The 16548-nt window shown below is 51.2% G+C and carries 20 protein-coding genes; 13 read left to right on the top strand and 7 right to left on the bottom strand.

What is annotated here, in order from left to right; genetic code table 11:
- The first annotated feature begins 168 nt into the window (after window positions 1-168).
- The 10 genes from ACEVJL_RS15970 (at window position 169) to ACEVJL_RS15925 (ending at window position 8679) form a co-directional block, all read left to right on the top strand.
- Window positions 169-426, top strand: a complete 258-nt coding sequence (locus tag ACEVJL_RS15970; RefSeq protein WP_195494783.1) for a hypothetical protein — start codon at window positions 169-171, stop codon at window positions 424-426.
- The gene (locus tag ACEVJL_RS15965; RefSeq protein ID WP_215655356.1) at window positions 423-1157 is read left to right on the top strand and encodes an ImmA/IrrE family metallo-endopeptidase; all 735 of its coding nucleotides are present in this window, start codon (window positions 423-425) and stop codon (window positions 1155-1157) included. Before ACEVJL_RS15970 ends, ACEVJL_RS15965 begins: the two co-directional genes overlap by 4 nt.
- 492 nt (window positions 1158-1649) lie before the next feature.
- Entirely contained in the window at window positions 1650-2135 is a 486-nt protein-coding gene (locus ACEVJL_RS15960) for a hypothetical protein (protein ID WP_287878893.1), read from the top strand.
- Window positions 2136-2610: 475 nt separating this feature from the next.
- Window positions 2611-2832: a hypothetical protein gene (locus ACEVJL_RS15955; protein WP_374738400.1), complete on the top strand. Its 222-nt coding sequence runs from the start codon at window positions 2611-2613 to the stop codon at window positions 2830-2832.
- Window positions 2833-2963: 131 nt separating this feature from the next.
- Complete coding sequence (locus tag ACEVJL_RS15950) at window positions 2964-4505, top strand: recombinase family protein (RefSeq protein WP_374738399.1); 1542 nt, start codon at window positions 2964-2966, stop codon at window positions 4503-4505.
- A 17-nt stretch (window positions 4506-4522) separates the two neighbouring features.
- Entirely contained in the window at window positions 4523-5428 is a 906-nt protein-coding gene (locus tag ACEVJL_RS15945) for a recombinase family protein (protein ID WP_374738398.1), read from the top strand.
- A complete protein-coding gene (locus tag ACEVJL_RS15940) occupies window positions 5385-5531 on the top strand; it encodes a hypothetical protein (RefSeq protein ID WP_374738397.1) in 147 nt (48 codons plus the stop codon). The genes ACEVJL_RS15945 and ACEVJL_RS15940 overlap by 44 nt, the downstream gene beginning before the upstream one ends.
- A 28-nt stretch (window positions 5532-5559) precedes the next feature.
- Window positions 5560-7029: a recombinase family protein gene (locus tag ACEVJL_RS15935; protein WP_374738396.1), complete on the top strand. Its 1470-nt coding sequence runs from the start codon at window positions 5560-5562 to the stop codon at window positions 7027-7029.
- Between the two features lie 69 nt (window positions 7030-7098).
- Entirely contained in the window at window positions 7099-7419 is a 321-nt protein-coding gene (locus ACEVJL_RS15930; RefSeq protein WP_374738395.1) for a helix-turn-helix domain-containing protein, read from the top strand.
- A 3-nt stretch (window positions 7420-7422) separates the two neighbouring features.
- Entirely contained in the window at window positions 7423-8679 is a 1257-nt protein-coding gene (locus ACEVJL_RS15925; protein ID WP_374738394.1) for a type II toxin-antitoxin system HipA family toxin, read from the top strand.
- Window positions 8680-8722: 43 nt separating this feature from the next.
- Here the strand turns inward: ACEVJL_RS15925 and ACEVJL_RS15920 are convergent, their stop codons facing one another.
- From ACEVJL_RS15920 to ACEVJL_RS15890, 7 genes are all read right to left on the bottom strand, one after another.
- Entirely contained in the window at window positions 8723-9592 is an 870-nt protein-coding gene (locus ACEVJL_RS15920; RefSeq protein ID WP_374738393.1) for a DUF6551 family protein, read from the bottom strand.
- Complete coding sequence (locus ACEVJL_RS15915) at window positions 9592-10545, bottom strand: ParB N-terminal domain-containing protein (RefSeq protein WP_374738392.1); 954 nt, start codon at window positions 10543-10545, stop codon at window positions 9592-9594. The genes ACEVJL_RS15920 and ACEVJL_RS15915 overlap by 1 nt, the downstream gene beginning before the upstream one ends.
- Window positions 10526-10924, bottom strand: a complete 399-nt coding sequence (locus ACEVJL_RS15910; RefSeq protein WP_071430665.1) for a hypothetical protein — start codon at window positions 10922-10924, stop codon at window positions 10526-10528. The genes ACEVJL_RS15915 and ACEVJL_RS15910 overlap by 20 nt, the downstream gene beginning before the upstream one ends.
- The gene (locus ACEVJL_RS15905; RefSeq protein WP_374738391.1) at window positions 10914-11720 is read right to left on the bottom strand and encodes a hypothetical protein; all 807 of its coding nucleotides are present in this window, start codon (window positions 11718-11720) and stop codon (window positions 10914-10916) included. Before ACEVJL_RS15905 ends, ACEVJL_RS15910 begins: the two co-directional genes overlap by 11 nt.
- A complete protein-coding gene (locus ACEVJL_RS15900) occupies window positions 11721-13601 on the bottom strand; it encodes a recombinase family protein (protein WP_374738390.1) in 1881 nt (626 codons plus the stop codon).
- Window positions 13594-14199 (bottom strand): recombinase family protein, encoded by a 606-nt coding sequence (locus tag ACEVJL_RS15895; protein WP_204860000.1) that lies wholly within the window; start codon window positions 14197-14199, stop codon window positions 13594-13596. Before ACEVJL_RS15895 ends, ACEVJL_RS15900 begins: the two co-directional genes overlap by 8 nt.
- Window positions 14200-14343: 144 nt before the next feature.
- Entirely contained in the window at window positions 14344-14703 is a 360-nt protein-coding gene (locus ACEVJL_RS15890; protein WP_071430658.1) for a helix-turn-helix domain-containing protein, read from the bottom strand.
- Between the two features lie 140 nt (window positions 14704-14843).
- Here ACEVJL_RS15890 and ACEVJL_RS15885 point away from each other — a divergent pair, with 140 nt between their 5' ends.
- The 3 genes from ACEVJL_RS15885 (at window position 14844) to ACEVJL_RS15875 (ending at window position 16448) form a co-directional block, all read left to right on the top strand.
- Window positions 14844-15221 (top strand): helix-turn-helix domain-containing protein, encoded by a 378-nt coding sequence (locus ACEVJL_RS15885; RefSeq protein WP_374738389.1) that lies wholly within the window; start codon window positions 14844-14846, stop codon window positions 15219-15221.
- Between the two features lie 160 nt (window positions 15222-15381).
- Window positions 15382-16101, top strand: coding sequence for a metallophosphoesterase (locus tag ACEVJL_RS15880; protein WP_374738388.1), 720 nt, complete (start codon window positions 15382-15384; stop codon window positions 16099-16101).
- Window positions 16098-16448, top strand: coding sequence for a hypothetical protein (locus ACEVJL_RS15875; protein WP_374738387.1), 351 nt, complete (start codon window positions 16098-16100; stop codon window positions 16446-16448). Before ACEVJL_RS15880 ends, ACEVJL_RS15875 begins: the two co-directional genes overlap by 4 nt.
- The last annotated feature ends 100 nt before the right edge of the window (window positions 16449-16548 follow it).

The following is a 16548-nucleotide window of genomic DNA, read 5'->3' as shown; positions in this document are numbered from 1 at the left end:
AACACTTTTTCGCAATTCGGGATTGACACGAAAATTTGTTCTGGATATAATGGAAATGCAACACGAAACTCTGTTCGCATTTAGATGTTAACACACGAACAGAGTTTTTGTCAATCTAAAACACGAAAAAATGTTCGTACATCCGGAAAGAAAACGGAGGATATTGTAATGGAGGTACAATGCAGAAAAGAGTATGTCTCTGTCAATCTTGATGTAGACCAAAACGGTGTGGTTCATCCCCGGTTCATCCGCTGGACAAATGGTCGTATCTATCAAATTGACCGGCTGAAGTACAAGTGCAGAGCCGCTTCTTCCCGGGTGAGCGGAGGTGGAATCCGATATACTGTCATGATCCACGGTAAAGAAACCTTCCTGTTCAGCGAAGGAAACAAATGGTTCGTGGAAGCAAAGGAGGCAAGTCAATGATTCTTTCTCTACGCCAAATAGAGGATATCGGTGCAGCTGTAATTCAGGACTTCAACAAGTTCTTCTACTGCGGCAGCAATGCCCTAAGGAATAATAAAGTTCGCGCAACACCCATCGACCAGTTCGCTCGCGAGTACCTGGGGTTAAGCGTTCGATTTGCCCGATTGTCCGCAGATGGGTGTATCTGCGGTCTGACCAGTTATGCTGATGCCGAATACATCATTGAGGAAATGGGAGTAGTTCGTACCATCGAACTCAAACAAAATCAAATTCTTCTGGATTCCAGCTTTCTGGAGGCCGGCAAGGTCAAAAAGTTGTGCGGCAAGCGCCGCTTTACCTTGGCGCATGAGTGCGCACATCAAATCCTGTTTCAGATGGAGTCCGAGGAGTCCCAGCAAAAGTGCCGTGGATTCTACTCGGATCGGCGATCCTACTCCCTACGAGACCTAAAGAGCAGAGAGGACTGGAACGAGTGGCAGGCCAATGCCTTGGGGGCCGCCCTGCTCATGCCCCAGGCAGAGATAAATCGGGCCATGCGGTTTTTCGCTCAAAATCGCACACTGATAAGCTATGAAGGGAGGTTTTCATATGCGGACAAGTTGGTACTTTCACTTCTCTGTCATGCACTTGGCGTGTCCAAGTCTGCCGCCGTGATTCGTCTCCGGCAGCTTGGGTATCTACAAGAGCGTCCGTATGTAGAGTTTGTTGATCCACTGGAGGTGTGGGCATGAGTAAAAATATTCGCATTACAGAGCCTTCCGCAGAAATGTTGAGCAAAATTATCCGGGCACGGGAGGCAATTGCGGCGCAAAAACCGCGATATATCAAATGTCCGTACTGCCAACATAACTCTATCGTCGTATATGAGGACACAAGAGGTCATGTCGAAACAAAGTGCAAAAAGTGCGGAAAGATCACCGTCTTCGATGTTTTGAGCATGAGAAAAATCGTATTTTGCCTTCGTTAGAGGGAGAACGAAATAAAAACTGAATCACATAGCTGAGCTGTGGAGCCGCCTGATAGGTGAAGTCATCCTGATGCCGCATGGACTGAGTCGAAAGACTCTGTTTATCGGCATGGACAGAACGACCACCGTCATGCGGCTCTATTGTTGTCTTGCCTTCCCGCGGCCTCATGCCAGCGGAAAGGACAAGACAATGAGTATCCCGAGGACCCCAGTTGAATTCGATTACGATCTATGGACCACAGCAGAAGGAAAATGCATGGTTCGGATCAAGGCTACCGGTGAGATAACAGAGGTGGAACGCTCCGTCATGCAGGTTCTACGTTCAGAGGAGAAGCGACTCCGGCGCACCTTATCTCCGGAGCAGGGACAATCTAGAGAAGGGAAAGCTGCTCCAACGGTTCTCTCTCTGGATTTGCTTCCCGAAAATGTGACAGACTCTATCTGGTTAGCCGACACCAGAGATTATACGGAAGAAATAGCCACAAAAATGCTGGAGAGAATTCTGCGCGAGAGCCTTACCCCTACCCAATATCGTATTTATCAAGCCTGCATCTTAAACGGGATCAGTTACAAAGCTTATGCCGACCAAATGGGTGTTAGCTATCAGAGCGTCCAGAATGCAATTCGCCTCATTCAAAAAAAGCCAAAAATATTTTTGACTAATGGTTGTGGTTTTCTTAAACGATGTCCGTTGAAAAGTGAAGGGGTTGTGAAGACGCCTTCATTGCACCTTTTCAACTGAATATCCGGCAGCTAAATAACATCAGCAATGAGCGAGCGATGCGGACAGAGCGCGATGACCACCTGTAGAAGAAAAGCGGACGAAAGGCGCCTTTCTCTTCTATCAATGACGGCCTATAAGGTGCCCAGCGGGTCCTCTGATCCAAAAGCAGGTTTGGCAGCCTGTTTCGCCACGACCTCATCTGCCTATAATGGTACCCCTGTCCAGCCACAGTTTCAAGCAATGGGGACAGCTCGGAGAGATCCTCGGAGGGGTTAGATTCCCGGAGTGCGGTGCCCACCGCAGTTTAGCTGACCGCCCTGCCTGGGGAAGTAGTGTCGAATACAGGCAACAAAAAGACATTCAAATGTCTTGATATCAGAAGCAATGGGGGTCGCCCATCATGTAGTAGGAAAGCCGAGGCTTCCACAACCAAAGCGGGTGACCCCTATTTTTGTGGTATCAATTCATATTCATCATTGGGAGGGATCGTACCATGATCACTATGTCGCAGACCAAGAGTGCCAATTATCTGTTTATCGTAGCCGTGCTGAAGTCGATGCGAGAAGGTGGCGTGATTACTCTGGCCGAGTACGAGCGAGCAAAGCGCTACTACCAGAAACTCACCGGCTCCGATCTCGTCATTGCAGATTATGAGGTTAGAGTCAAACCGCCCAAAATGATGCAGACAAGGCATCGTGTCATGTTGACTATGTAGATTTTGACATTCCAACGGTTCTTTCAATAGACTTTGTCTTGTCGTTGAATATAATGTTGCTTGAGCCGGAAAAGTGGATTGTACCAAAATGTAGTACGATCCAAAATTCAGTCAGAAATGGGATTCTGCTGATGCCGCAGGTCAAACTCATCTCGCCCATCACCAGGCAGGAAATCCGCAAAGTTCGAGTCGCCGCCTATTGCCGAGTATCTTCCAATTCGGCTGATCAGCAGAACTCCTACGCCAACCAGATCCGGGTCTATACCAGCCTCATTCAGAGGAAAAAAGAGTGGGAACTGGTGGAGATATTCGCTGACGAAGGGCTCTCTGGCATGAACGCACAGAACCGCACCGAATTCCAGCGAATGATCAAGATGTGCGAACAGCACCAAATCGACCTGATCGTCACCAAATCCGTCTCCCGCTTCGCCCGAAACGCCAAGGAGTCTCTGGAATATGTCCGGAAGCTGAAATTGCTCGGCGTAGGGGTGCAGTTTGAGAAAGAGGGAATCTACACTCTGGCCCTCGGAGATGAGATGCTGCTCAATACCTTCTCTGCCATCGCACAGGAGGAGTCTAAGGCAATTTCCCAGAACCAGCGGCTTTCCATCGTGAAGCGGATGCAGTCTGGGGAATATGTGGACAGCAACGCTCCTTACGGCTTCCGGCTGGTGGATAAGGCGCTGGTGGTCTATGAACCGGAGGCGGCCATCGTCCGCATGATGTTCGAAAACTACCTGAGCGGCCAGTCTACATCGGAGATCGCCCGGGATCTCAACAGCCGCGGCATCAAAACCAAAACCGGGAAATCCACCTGGCGCTCCACCAAGGTGGCATACATCCTTGGAAATGAGCGGTATTGCGGCGATTGCAAATATCAGAAAACCTACCGCGACACCACAGTCCCCTTCAAACAGTCCCAAAATCGAGGCCAGGAGGATATGTTCTACGCCTCCATGACCCACGCTCCTCTTATTGACCGAGATACCTTTGACAAGGTCCAGCTCCTCTTGAAAAAGCGTCAGGATGTCTTTGGAAAATCCACAACGCAAAATATCTACCCTCTTACGAGCCGCATTCAGTGTTCTGAGTGCGGCTCGTATTTTCGCAGGAGGCAGGTTTCCGGGGCAGTAAAGTGGGGATGCTCCAAACACATTCAGGATCGTACCCAGTGCAGCTCAAACTACTACAGCGAGGAGAGAATCTACGATGCCTTCGTCGCCATGGTCAATAAGCTTCGGTTCTCTGAATACGACATCATGGGTCAGACGCTACTCCGTCTGGAATCCGCCGAGCTGAAGCGAAAGCAGAAAAACACGGCCGCAAGGGAGCTCAGCCGGAACATTGCAGATCTGAACGCCAAGTTGGTGATGGTGGAGCAGCTCCATGCAAAGGGATACCTCAAAGATGAGGTCCACAAAGCTCAGGTGCGGGAGATTAACGACCAACTGCGCCAGCTCAAGCGGGAGCGCCAATGTGAATTCTCCTCGGGCATTACCCATATGATAGAGGAACTGACGCGGCTGAAAAAGCTGCTGGAAGAGCTCGAGGAACCACTGGACCGCTTCGATGAGAAGCTGTTTACTGAGATCGTTCAGGCCATCAGTATCAGCCGCCGAGATGAAATGACAGTCACCCTCATCGGCGGGCTGAGATTCACAGAAATGCTCTGACAGAGAGGAACCTCGCCATGAAGAAGATACGCTATATCCCATACGGTTACACCATGAGAAATGGAAGGACCGTCATCGCACAGGATGAAGCTGCGGTCATCCGCGAGATATTCAGCGCCTACATCAACGGCGCATCCCTCCAAAGTATTGCCGAGCTGCTGACTGAGAGGAAGATCCCCTACAGTGAGAGAACGGATGTGTGGGATAAAGCTCGTATCGCACGAATCATCGGAAACGCCAAATACATTGGCGATGGGGAATATGACCCGATCATTGAGGAAGATCAGTATGAGGAAGCGGCTGCCGTGAAAACAGCCCGCCAGTGGAACACCTTCGAAAAAAATCTGGAGGGGATCGACCTGCTTCGGGATCTGGTCCGATGTGCGGAGTGCGGCGCCCCTATGCGGCGAAGGGTGAGCAGCAAGCACCAGATTCGGGAGAGTTGGGATTGCACCAATCCTGATTGCGGTCAGCGCATCCGGATCTCCGATCCACACCTGTTGGAAAAGGTGACAATCCTGATGAACCGCATCATCGCCAATAGCTATCTGCTTATCCCCCGCCCCAAAAAGCGAAAAGAGCTGTCGGCGGAAGCCCAGCGAATCAACCGGGAAATTGATGCCGAGCTGGAGCGGGATGACCCCAGCGATGCGCTGATTATCGTCAAAACAATTGAAATGGCAGAGCGGCTCTATGCTGAGAGCGATACCCATCTGCAGATCGCCGCATCCATCGCCCGAAAGCGGGTAAGTCTGATGACTCCCCAGGAGGAATTCAGCCCGGCTTACTTTAGTGACATCGCTGCCTACCTGACGCTTGGCAGCGGAGGAAAGGTGATCCTACATACCAAGACCGATGTCGAGATCGGAGATGAAGAAAATGAATGTAACCAAGATACCCAAGAAAACAATATCGGTTATTGAGCCAAAACGCTCTCTGATCGTCAACAGGGAGCAGTATCATCAGCGGCGGGTTGCTGCCTACTGCCGGGTATCCACCGGCAGCGAGGAGCAGCTCACATCCTAATACCAACCAGAAAAAGGTATATACCGAGATGATTGCCGCTAAGCCCGAATGGGAGTTCGCCGGACTCTACGCAGATGTGGGCATCTCCGGGACACGTGCAGATAAGCGCCCCCAGTTCCAGAAGATGATCAACGACTGCTTGTCTGGGAAAATCGACTATATTATCACGAAATCCGTTTCCCGCTTCGCCCGTAATACAGTGGACTGCCTGGACCATGTCCGAATGCTCAGGGCAAGAGGGATTGGCATCTACTTCGAGGAGCAAAATATAGACACACTGCAAATCGACAGCGAACTCTATCTGGTCATCTACGCAGGTTTCGCACAGTCCGAATCCGAAAGCATCAGCAAGAATGTCACCTGGACTTTTCGTAAGCGATTTCAGGAGGGCAAGCCCATATTCAACTATAAGTGCCTCCTGGGATACCGCAAGGGTGCAGACGGAGAACCGGAGATCGTCCCGGAGGAGGCATCCATCGTGGAGAGGATCTTCAATATGTACCTGTCAGGTGAAACCATCAACCGGATCTCAACCAAACCCAGAGAAGAAAATCTCCAGATACCAGGAAAACGATTTTCCTTCTCTGCGAGCATGATTAAGGGTATTCTCCGGAATGAACGATACTGCGGGGACAGCATCCTTCAAAAGACGGTCACAATTGACTGTATTGGCAAGGTTCGCCGCAAAAACACGGGTGAGGCACCCATGTACTATGTACAGAATAGCCATGTTGGTATCATCAGCCGAGAGTTCTTTCACAAAACGCAGGAAGAACTCGCCAGGCGGATGAGCCGGGAGCCAAATTCCACCAAAACGGCTACCACAGCTACCGGAAAATACTCCCGGTACGCACTATCCAATGTGATGATCTGCGCCGAATGCGGAAGTCGATATAAGCGCGTGACCTGGACATCCCGAGGAAAAAAGCGAGTTGTCTGGCGCTGCATCAGCCGCTTAGACTATGGAAAGTGCTACTGCAAAACCTCGCTCACGGTAGATGAGACCGCCCTCCACGCCGCTATTGTTCGGGCAATCAACCGATTCAACGAGGAAGACGAGTCCACTTATATGGCACTCATGCGGGCAACCATTGGTGAAGCAATCGGTCTAACCGGAGGCACAGATGAGATCGACTTGCTCCGGCGGAAAATAGATGGGCTGAATCGGAAAATGGTATCTCTTATCAATGAGAGTGTAGAAAGCGGGGAGGGTATCGAGAGTCACGAAGCTGAATTCAAGGAACTTTCCGATACCATTGAACTCCTGCAAGGACGGATTCAGAAACTCGAAGAAGCACTTGTTTCCGATCAGGTGAATGACAGCCGAATCTTTAAACTACAGCAGATCATCGCCGACCGAGCATCCAAAAAGATGGAGTACGACGATACCATCGTCCACCAAATGATTGAGTGTGTGAAGGTGTATCCCGACGGGAGACTGGACATTATCTTCGGAGGAGGGTACCTTATCGAAGAACGCCCGGAAAAAGAAAGTTGATAACTTCAAATATAATTGACATAATCGCAAAAATAATATAATATAATTTATGTTAGGAGGCGATTGTGCATGGCAAAAAAAGCCGCGGTCATCATGCCGCAAACACGGGAGATCCTGGCACAGATGGGTGAGCAGATCCGCCTGGCCCGCCTGCGCAGGAAGTTGAGCCTGGAATTGGTAGCAGAGCGTGCCGGGATCAGCCGAGCCACTCTTATATCCATTGAGAAAGGCACCCCTACGGTATCCATCGGCTTCTATGCCGCTGTGTTGCACGCATTAAACAATATGGACAGCGACCTGCTGCTTATTGCAAAAGATGATGAATTCGGCAGGAAACTGCAAGATCTGGCGCTGCCCACCAGACGGCGGGCACCCAAGAAAGGAGAGTAGCCCATGGCGCAGGACGAAAAGACCATCTATGTATATGAAAATTGGCGTGGAGAGGCACCCACTCTGCTGGGGCGGCTGCGCTGCGGCTTCGTCCGCGGACAGGAGACCTTTTCCTTTGAGTATGATCCGGCCTGGCTGTCATCCGCCGAGAGTTCCTTCTCTCTGGACCCGGATCTGGCCCTCTACCGCGGGCGGCAGTATGTGCCGCTGAACAAACAGCTCTTTGGCCTGTTTTCCGACTCCTGCCCGGATCGCTGGGGACGCCTGCTGATGAGGCGCAAGGAGGCCATCGACGCTCGCAAAGAGGACCGCAAGCCCCGTAAGCTCACCGAGAGCGACTTCCTGTTGGGGGTCTACGATGAATCCCGTATGGGTGCGCTGCGGTTCAGCTTGGAAGAAGGGGGCGAATTTCTTTCGAACGATAAAGCATTTGCGACGCCTCCATGGGTAAACCTTCGGACGCTGGAAAACGCCTCTATCGCTTTCGAGAACGATGAGAGCGGCCTGAATGAAAAATGGCTGCGTGAGCTTCTGGCCCCTGGCTCCTCCTTGGGAGGCGCAAGGCCCAAAGCGACGGTGCAGGCCACGGATGGCGCCTTGTGGATCGCCAAGTTCCCTTCCAAGCATGATGAATATAACAGCGGCGCGTGGGAGAAGGTCGTCCATGACCTGGCACGGCTCTGCGGACTGGATGTTCCAGAATCCAAATTGGAGACGTTCTCCAAGACCGGCAGTACCTTTCTCGTCAAGCGATTTGACCGAACCGGCAGCCGTCGCATCCACTTCGCCTCCGCCATGACCCTGCTGGGCAAGACCGATGGAGCCTCTGCAGCGGACGGAAGCAGCTATCTGAATCTGGCGGCGTTCATCCGGGCCAACGGGGCATCACCCCGGCAGGATCTGGCCGAGCTGTGGAAGCGGATCGTGTTCAGCATGGCGGTATCCAATACTGACGACCACCTGCGCAACCATGGTTTCCTTCTGACACCCACCGGCTGGCGGCTGGCCCCTCTCTATGATGTGAACCCAGTCCCCTCGGGGGACCGGCTTTCCCTCAATGTGAGTGAGTATGATAACACCATTGACTTGGAACTGGCTCTGGAAGTAGCCGATTATTTCGGCCTTGCCCCGCAGAAAGCGGAACAGGCTGCAGAGGAGGTCTGCAAAACAGTATCCGGACACTGGGAACAGTTGGCCGGGCAGTATGGTCTCAGCCGAGGAGCGATAGAGTATATGCGCCCCGCCTTTTCCCTTCCATGATAAGATCACAAACGGACGATTCCTGGTGGAACCGTCCGTTTGCTTATTCTTTGGCGGCTCCCTCAAAAGAGTCCCCGCCCTCATACTCGTCCATGTCCGTATCAATGTCCAGTCCTTCATTGTTCCCCACATTCTTCTCGTAGAGCTTGGTCCATTTAAGCGGATATTTGCATTTGCGGTTATAGGCCAGAAGCATCGCCTCGGCATAGCCCATAGAACCGGGGCGTCGTTCCTTGGCTGTCCTCGAAAGCAGCTTGACCGACATTTCCCCCACTTTTTCCTTGAAGGTTTCATCTTTCAATGTGTCGCCAAAGGTGTATACCAATCTGGCGATTCCATTGAGCATATTGGCGGAAAGCGAATTCATATCGCCCTCCCAGGTGCCTACGCAGAGTCTGAGTGTTCGATCAAGTACATGGTAACCGAACCGCTCATATATATTTTCAAGCGTGGAGACAGCACAGACAACGCCATAGTTTCTGACCTGGCCAATGGAAAGAGAATAAGACTCTACCAGATCTTTGATCATAAGCTGCTCCTGATTCCCGGCTTCCACATTTGCCATAAACACTTCATAGGGACGGAGCGGTTTGACAAACTTCATCTGGTTGGCGAAGATATCTGCCTCGTGCTCGTAGTTCAGATCGTCGTATATCATGCACCAGACCGGAGTTTCACGAGAGCCAGAGGCCAGGGCGACGATCTCCACCGTGTGCTGGCCATTGAAGACATAGTTGACCCCATTTCGACGGCTTACCTTCACGGGGTTGATCTGATACAGATCAAAGTGTGCCGCAGCATTCAGCACATGCTGTTCGGAAATATTCCTCTGGTACTCCTGATTGGATACGAGGTTCTTGATGGGAATCTGTTCGAAGTGAACATTGGGAACAAACATACTATAATCTTCCATTAGGATTCCCCCTCAATTGCATTGAGCATTTCCTGGATTTTTCCTTCTAATTCAGTCAACGCCGCCAAGAGGTTTTGTCTGGCAGCAGGTGAGATTGCTTCCAAATGTGCCATGGACTTTGTCCGGTCGATGGAGCTCATCCAGGAGGGGATCGTAAGAGTAAGTCCAGCAACTTCCGCATCCGGGTCATAGGCGGGCATCGTCTTGATTGCCGGCTGCTCTGCCGCCGCTGTACCGGGCTTGGCAGAAGCGTCGGAATAAAGGCATCGTCTCGATTCACTGTAACGAGCGAAAGCATAGGGATTTTTTCCGATTTTTTTACTAAGTGCTTTCAATTCTTCGGGTTCCATTTCTGATAGAGCAACGATATTTTCGAAAGAAATCTTATATGCCCCGGAAAGAATGTGCGGAACAAGCTCAGGAGCATTTTGTTCAATGGTATCTAATGCTGCACTGTATTTCGCATATTTCTGTACGGTTGCGCCGGACACATGATACTTCCTTCCCAGCCGGGCTGCTGTTCGCCGGCCGCTCTCTTCATCTATTGGGCGGCCTCTCCCCACAGTAATGTTGGGCTTCGGACGGTACTGATTATAGCCATTCCTATTTCGCTGTACTTTCTTTTCCGCTTCATATTGTTTCCCAATCAGATATTTCCTGGTTTCTTCTGAGATGTTGCGGCGCCCAAGTTGGTTCGCACAGATCCAGGCGATGGCAGCATCTCTGCTTGGAAAATCCAGCTCCTTGACTCCATAAGGAATGCGCATTTTATTGCATATTTCATAGCGATCATGACCGTCGACGATGGTATCATTCCATGCGATGATATCTTCCCGGCATCCTTCCATGACCAGATTCAGCTCCAGTTGCCGGTATTCCTCCCGGCGAAGTGGACGAATCAAGTTTTTGAATTCCGGATCGATGTTAAGCTGCCTAAATGCTTTCTCTGTCATGTAGCCTCCTGCGTTCCAGCTGTTTGACGGTTTTGAGGGAAAAATATGCGACCCGGTTGACTTGATCGATCTCACCGGTCAGCTGGTAATTAAATCTCAGGTCAAAGCCACCCAGCAGTTCGGAAAAGTTTTTGATAAGGATCGTACTATAGAATTCTATAGACTGCTGGGATGTACTTGACATCCGAACCTTGTTTGCGGTCCCGCCTGAAATAGGTTTGTCCGATCCGAGAACGGCGATATACAGTTCTTCAGGGTTTACCAGGAATTGCACATACGCAGGATTCTTCAAGAGACGAATCGTTTGCCTGTGGATTCGAATCCGGTTTCGCGCAGGGTCCAGCGTTAAGTAAGCCTGCAATTGATTTTCATGATTCATGTCCTTGTCCTCCCAAAACGGACTTACTACCAGTATCAGAGGCAGCCTCGTCTGACTGCTCTGATGCAGCAGGAGCGATGTTATCGCGCAACCCATATACAGCATATCCTTCAAAAATGTCTACCTGCATAGATTTCTGGTGTTCCCGGAACGGGAGTCCAAACTGCGTCTTCCAGCCCTCCGGAAACACGGGAGTTCGAGAAGACTTGGGCTTCTGGCCGTCTTTTTGCACCCGCTGATACACTTCGGTCGCTGTGAGATCAAATGCGATGAGCCACTCATCCCTGGCATGGATTATCCGCCCGAGGAGCTTATATCGATAGTCCAGATTCCAGCCCATCAGTGAAAACACTTTGGCGAAAAAAATCTTGCAGGTGATCTGTTTCGGTTTGCGTCTGCCGGAGCCGTTGGTGCACCAGGCGCAGGCATCCCGATCTTCCGCCCGACAGGGACGGATCGCCAAGATCCTGCTCTCCTGATTGACCAATACCTGCACATAATCAACTTGTGGGAAGCGGTTCAGGCAGGCGGTATTTACATAAAATTTGTAATTGTTGAACGTTACAGACGGCTCATTAATATGGGCGAAGAACTCACGGCGTACCACTTGGTAGCCATCGTAGTTAAAGTCACCGGCCATCTCCAGAACCTCATCACTACTGCTGTTTGCGGGAGAAACTGCCGGTTCCGCTTTTTCTAATTCAGCAGACGGAACAATATCCAAATGCTCGTCCTCCAGGGAACGAAGCATTCCGGCGATTACGCCGCCGGTATTTTCCCGACTTTCTTCAAACATTTAGGATTCCTCCTTCCCGCGCTGACCGAGTTCCTGACAGATATAGTCACGCAGCACGTCAAATCCTGTCACGCGGAGTTTCTGTCCGGTTTCATACAACTGGCCCTCCATGCGGATTTTCCAGTCTTCCTCACTCTGATCGCAGACGGGCGGGAAAGACTGTTGGTGGAGGTAATATTGCTTGCCAAAAGAGCCGATCCACTCCTCCGGGACTGCCCGCACCCGTTTGCCGGAGACAGAAAGGGGCTGTACAGGCTCCTTTACCTGTTCCGTGCTTTTTGAACCGGAAAGCAGGTACGATTTAATAAACGCTTCCGCATCATTGACATCAAAAATATACGCAGATTCAGTTTCGGTTTGAAACAGCGCTCCGGCGATCCGGTATTTTAAATCCGGACTCCAGCCGAATAACTGAAAAAGCGTTTCTACATAGGCCGCACCGGCGATATCCCTGGGCTGATACTTTCCGTCTGACAGCTTGGAAAACACGACTGCGTTGCGGCTGCTTTTCGCCGCTGTACGGACGGCGAACTTCATCTCCACAGGGTTGACCAGCAGCTCCACATGGTTGTCTTTCCCAAAAGACCGAACACATGTGGTGCTGAACTTGATCCTCTTATCTTGAAACAGTACATAGGGACGGTGATAATTATCAAAGAATTCACTGCGGGCGATTTCAAAGCCTCTCATATCAAAATCTCCCGGAACCAATGTGATGCTCGAGGGCAGGGATGCATCCGCCTGCTGCTCATCGGGCGGATGGATACTGGCGGACGCTTGGTAATAATCCGCCGGCTTAAATCCAGCCCAGCGGGGATTGATGGTCACGAACCCTCTGAGCAGGCCGCTGTCGATCACCCGCAGCTCCGGGAGGATGGAGCGGTTGCCATACTTGGAGTTGTTCAGAAGATGCTGAACCGCAATGAAATCATCTCTGGAAACGATACCCTCGTGGTGGTTCCGGTAAAGGCTCTGGGGTCTGTCCCCCCGATTCTTTCTGGCCTTGTGGTTCAGATAGTTGGGGGTGAAGGTCTTCCGGGTCAGTACATCCCCGCAATGCCGCTCATTGCGAAGGACCTGGACAATGGAGTTGGATGTCCACTTGACATTCCCCAGATAGGTCTTCCTGCCCAGCTCGGTGAGCGCCGCCGCAATGTCGGAGGTGGAATATCCATACAGATACATATAGAAGATGAGTTTTACCGTGGGGGCTTCATCCGGGTTGACGACCAGGTTTCCATCTGCGTCGTGAGAATACCCCAGCAGCTTGGGCGTCAATGGCAGACCTCCGTCCAGCCGCATCCGCAAGGAGGTCTCCATGCTCCGGCTGCGGATGTGAGACTCCTCCTGAGCCATGGTGGCCTGAAACGAAAGCGCCATCTGGGAATCGTCTTTGAGGGAGAAGATACATTCGCTCTCAAAGAACACCCCGACAGGACTGGGCAGCTCCGCAAGCATTCGCACCATGCTGATACAGTCCACCACATTCCGGGCAAAGCGAGACACGCTTTTGGTAATGATCATATCGATTTTCCCGCTGCGGCAATCGGCGATCATGCTGTTGAACTCGTCCCGATGAGCCAGAGAAGTCCCGCTGATGCCCTCATCCGCATAGATTTTGACCAATGTCCAGTTGGGATGATGCACAACAAAATCTTCATAGTATTTCTTTTGCAGCTCATAGGAGGAAGTCTGCTGGACATTGTCTGTGGAGACACGGGCATACACGGCGACCCGCTGCCTTATATCATTGTCGTAATAGTCGATGGGCTTTTTAGCCGGAATGAATTCATAGTTCTCCGGGTCAACTTTTGTGTTGATACGCCGGCGGACCCGTTCTTTCCGTTCCGCAAGCTGTTTGCGTGTGGACTTGTCAATCATGCAGCATTTCCCTCCGGGGTTCGTCATCAGGGAGTATCTTCCAACCGGGATCTGGCAAAAAGTACGGGTCGTGTAGATCCTCCTGGTAATAGGAAGCCAGCGTATAAATATCCTCCGAAACGAAGTAAACGCCCACTGGCTTTGGGAGTGCTGCCAAGAGGCGCGTACAGAAAGAGAGCTCGGAGAGCTTCTTCGAGATATTGCTTGCTTTCTGGGTAATGATCAGATCGACCTTTTCCTCGTAGCAGTCTTGAAGGAGCCTTGACCACTCCGGGGCGCTCTCCATATTGGGCGCAGTGCTGCCCTCGTCCACATAGAAACCGACAAACTTCCAGTTTGGGCAGAGAGCCAGTGTATCAAGAAATTGCTTTTTATGAGCTGAGAGATAGTCCTCATAGCGGGTCTGGTTGAAGTAGCGGATGTATACCGCCACACGGTAATGTGTTTTGGGAAGCGGGCGTTCCCGCTTGATTTCCTTTAACCAGGCACGATGTTCCGCTAAAAGGGTGTTTCGTTCCGTCTCCCTCTCCAGCAGGAAATCAAATGAGGGCATAACTTCCTGCTCTGACTCTCTATTTTGAACGGCCAGATCTGACATATTTGCTCCCCCTGTGTTATTTCTCTTCCAGGCCATTATATAATCTGCAGACTAATAACAAAATCGACCAGAAGTCAACACCTTGACTTCTGGTCGATAGATGAGAAAAAAAGAAGCGAGCCGGCAATTCCAGCTCGCAATTTTTCAGGTATTGTCATCCCGTCTGGCCATAGTGGATTTCAACTCACGAACAATTTTCAGGATGGAATCCAGCTCCTTGGGAGAGCAGTCGGCCAGCAGCTCGTCAAACTCGCTCTGGTATAGGCTTCTCACCTCCGGCACATCGGGCCGAAGAAGGGAATCAGCAGACACTTGCAGGGCTTCGATGATTCGGATAAAGGTTTCCAACTTCATGCTCGTCTTGCCTTTTTCGATATTGCTGATATGCGGCAGCGAGATATTGGCCTTCGCAGCAAGATCGGCCTGGCTCATCCGGCGATTGATCCGCGCATCTCGAATACGGGAGCCGATCAGCTGGCTCTCGGTCAAATCATGTTCCGTCATCGGCTTCCCCCCTCAAATATATTCTCCAGATTATCTATTTCTAAGAGTATATCAACCTGAGGTGAAATTGATATAAGGCCGAGTTGATGATATAATCTAAACACTATAATAAGACTGCAAAATTTTTTGGAGGTCTTATTATGAGCCTGAACTACAAAGTCATTGGAAAACACATCCGTGAAGTCCGCCAGCGCAACCACCTTTCGCAAGCGATGCTCTCTGAACTGGTGGATAAAACGCCATCTTACATCAGCTACATAGAGAGCGGGATCAAGAGCATGAGCCTTGACACCTTTGTGCTTATCGCCAATGCGTTGGGCGTATCTCCCGACCGGCTTTTGATGGAGCAAGTCACCAGCACTGAACGGTGCGCCAGCGAAGAAATCGCCCTGCTCCTTTCGGATTGCAGCACCTATGAGATGCTGATTCTCCTGGATGTTATAAAATCGCTGAAAGCTTCCTTGAAAGAGCATCACGGCAGATACGGTAAACCAGATCACTTCGATTTTACCGTCTGAACCTGAGAAAGCAGTCAACCGGAAGTCACGAGCATTGACTGCCGGTCGATCTATGCCAGTAAAGGTGGATATATTTTTGGAACAGTGGATATGTTTTTGGAAAGTCCCGGATATGGGTCTTCCGAGTTGGTATAATGAGAAAAGAAAGGTGGAATGACCAATGATCTATTACACGGGTGATATCCACGGAGGCCCCTATGAGGTCATACAGTTTTGCGACAGCAAGAAGCTGGCAGAGCAGGATACTCTGGTTCTGCTTGGAGATGTAGGAGCGAACTACTACCGAAACCGGCGAGACACAGAGATGAAGAAAGTTCTTACCGCCGTAAAGCCGACGATGCTCTGCATCCACGGCAACCATGAGATCCGGCCGGCCAGCATCCCTCCCTATCGGACGAAGCAGTGGAACGGCGGGACAGTCTGGGTAGAGGAAGCCTTTCCCCGCCTGCTGTTTGCTATGGATGGTGAGATCTTTGATCTGGAAGGTCTCCGACACTTGGTCATCGGCGGAGCTTACAGCGTGGACAAATTCTACCGGCTGGCCAGAGGTTACGGCTGGTGGCCGGATGAGCAGCCTTCCCAGGAGATCAAGGACAAGGCTATCCAGACGCTGGACGCCTGCGGGTGGCAGGTAGATACCGTCCTCTCCCACACCTGTCCCTATCCGTATGAGTCGCGCGAGGCCTTTCTTCCGATGATCGACCAGAGTACCGTGGACGACTCTGCCGAGAAATGGCTGGAGGAGATCGAGCGGAAACTCAAATACGACCACTGGTTCTGTGGGCACTGGCATATTGACAAGCATATCGACCGGATGCACTTCCTCTTCCACAGCGTGGAGGCTGCGCCGCAGCTCTTGACGGGAGGGAACACATTATGACAGAGGAAGAAAGACCGGAGGCCAGGGAGCGGGAGGCGTGCTTTGCCGCAATCCGTGAGATCGTCCAGGACATTTCCCGCCTAATGGACGCCGCATATCAGCAATACAGCCGTTTGGTAGAACAGGTGTTGAACGGCAGGATCACCGAGGAGCGGGAGATCGAGCGAATCATGGACGGGCTTGTGGACTTCGGAGATGATCCGAGGCTCCTTGAACTGTACAAAACCCTCTGCCGCCATGTCTATTACAAATACCCCGCTCTTGTGGGAGAGCACACTGCCCTCTTCCGGCTCCAGTTTGAGGAAACGGAGGATGGGGACACGGATACTGAGGAGTCCTGCAAATAAAAGTCAAGTCCTAAAATGAAAAAAATCCCGCAAAGTTTGCGAGATCAAAAAAGCGCAACAAATCAAGCTGGAGAAAAGACTTCCACCAGCTGGAGTGAGT

Origin of the sequence: Flintibacter porci (assembly GCF_041925195.1) — a bacterium.
In the GTDB taxonomy this organism is placed as follows: Bacteria; Bacillota; Clostridia; order Oscillospirales; family Oscillospiraceae; genus Lawsonibacter; species Lawsonibacter porci.
This window is presented reverse-complemented; position numbering and strand designations above follow the sequence as displayed.

Coding starts and splice junctions, on each gene's coding strand:
- ACEVJL_RS15965 (WP_215655356.1), top strand. CDS start 423: ATGATTCTTTCTCTACGCCAAATAGAGGATATCGGTGCAGCTGTAATT.
- ACEVJL_RS15890 (WP_071430658.1), bottom strand. CDS start 14,703: ATGACGGAACATGATTTGACCGAGAGCCAGCTGATCGGCTCCCGTATT.
- ACEVJL_RS15925 (WP_374738394.1), top strand. CDS start 7,423: ATGGCGCAGGACGAAAAGACCATCTATGTATATGAAAATTGGCGTGGA.
- ACEVJL_RS15880 (WP_374738388.1), top strand. CDS start 15,382: ATGATCTATTACACGGGTGATATCCACGGAGGCCCCTATGAGGTCATA.
- ACEVJL_RS15915 (WP_374738392.1), bottom strand. CDS start 10,545: ATGACAGAGAAAGCATTTAGGCAGCTTAACATCGATCCGGAATTCAAA.
- ACEVJL_RS15900 (WP_374738390.1), bottom strand. CDS start 13,601: ATGATTGACAAGTCCACACGCAAACAGCTTGCGGAACGGAAAGAACGG.
- ACEVJL_RS15940 (WP_374738397.1), top strand. CDS start 5,385: ATGAATGTAACCAAGATACCCAAGAAAACAATATCGGTTATTGAGCCA.
- ACEVJL_RS15970 (WP_195494783.1), top strand. CDS start 169: ATGGAGGTACAATGCAGAAAAGAGTATGTCTCTGTCAATCTTGATGTA.
- ACEVJL_RS15960 (WP_287878893.1), top strand. CDS start 1,650: ATGGTTCGGATCAAGGCTACCGGTGAGATAACAGAGGTGGAACGCTCC.
- ACEVJL_RS15895 (WP_204860000.1), bottom strand. CDS start 14,199: ATGTCAGATCTGGCCGTTCAAAATAGAGAGTCAGAGCAGGAAGTTATG.
- ACEVJL_RS15920 (WP_374738393.1), bottom strand. CDS start 9,592: ATGGAAGATTATAGTATGTTTGTTCCCAATGTTCACTTCGAACAGATT.
- ACEVJL_RS15910 (WP_071430665.1), bottom strand. CDS start 10,924: ATGAATCATGAAAATCAATTGCAGGCTTACTTAACGCTGGACCCTGCG.
- ACEVJL_RS15955 (WP_374738400.1), top strand. CDS start 2,611: ATGATCACTATGTCGCAGACCAAGAGTGCCAATTATCTGTTTATCGTA.
- ACEVJL_RS15950 (WP_374738399.1), top strand. CDS start 2,964: ATGCCGCAGGTCAAACTCATCTCGCCCATCACCAGGCAGGAAATCCGC.
- ACEVJL_RS15885 (WP_374738389.1), top strand. CDS start 14,844: ATGAGCCTGAACTACAAAGTCATTGGAAAACACATCCGTGAAGTCCGC.
- ACEVJL_RS15905 (WP_374738391.1), bottom strand. CDS start 11,720: ATGTTTGAAGAAAGTCGGGAAAATACCGGCGGCGTAATCGCCGGAATG.
- ACEVJL_RS15930 (WP_374738395.1), top strand. CDS start 7,099: ATGGCAAAAAAAGCCGCGGTCATCATGCCGCAAACACGGGAGATCCTG.
- ACEVJL_RS15875 (WP_374738387.1), top strand. CDS start 16,098: ATGACAGAGGAAGAAAGACCGGAGGCCAGGGAGCGGGAGGCGTGCTTT.
- ACEVJL_RS15935 (WP_374738396.1), top strand. CDS start 5,560: ATGATTGCCGCTAAGCCCGAATGGGAGTTCGCCGGACTCTACGCAGAT.
- ACEVJL_RS15945 (WP_374738398.1), top strand. CDS start 4,523: ATGAAGAAGATACGCTATATCCCATACGGTTACACCATGAGAAATGGA.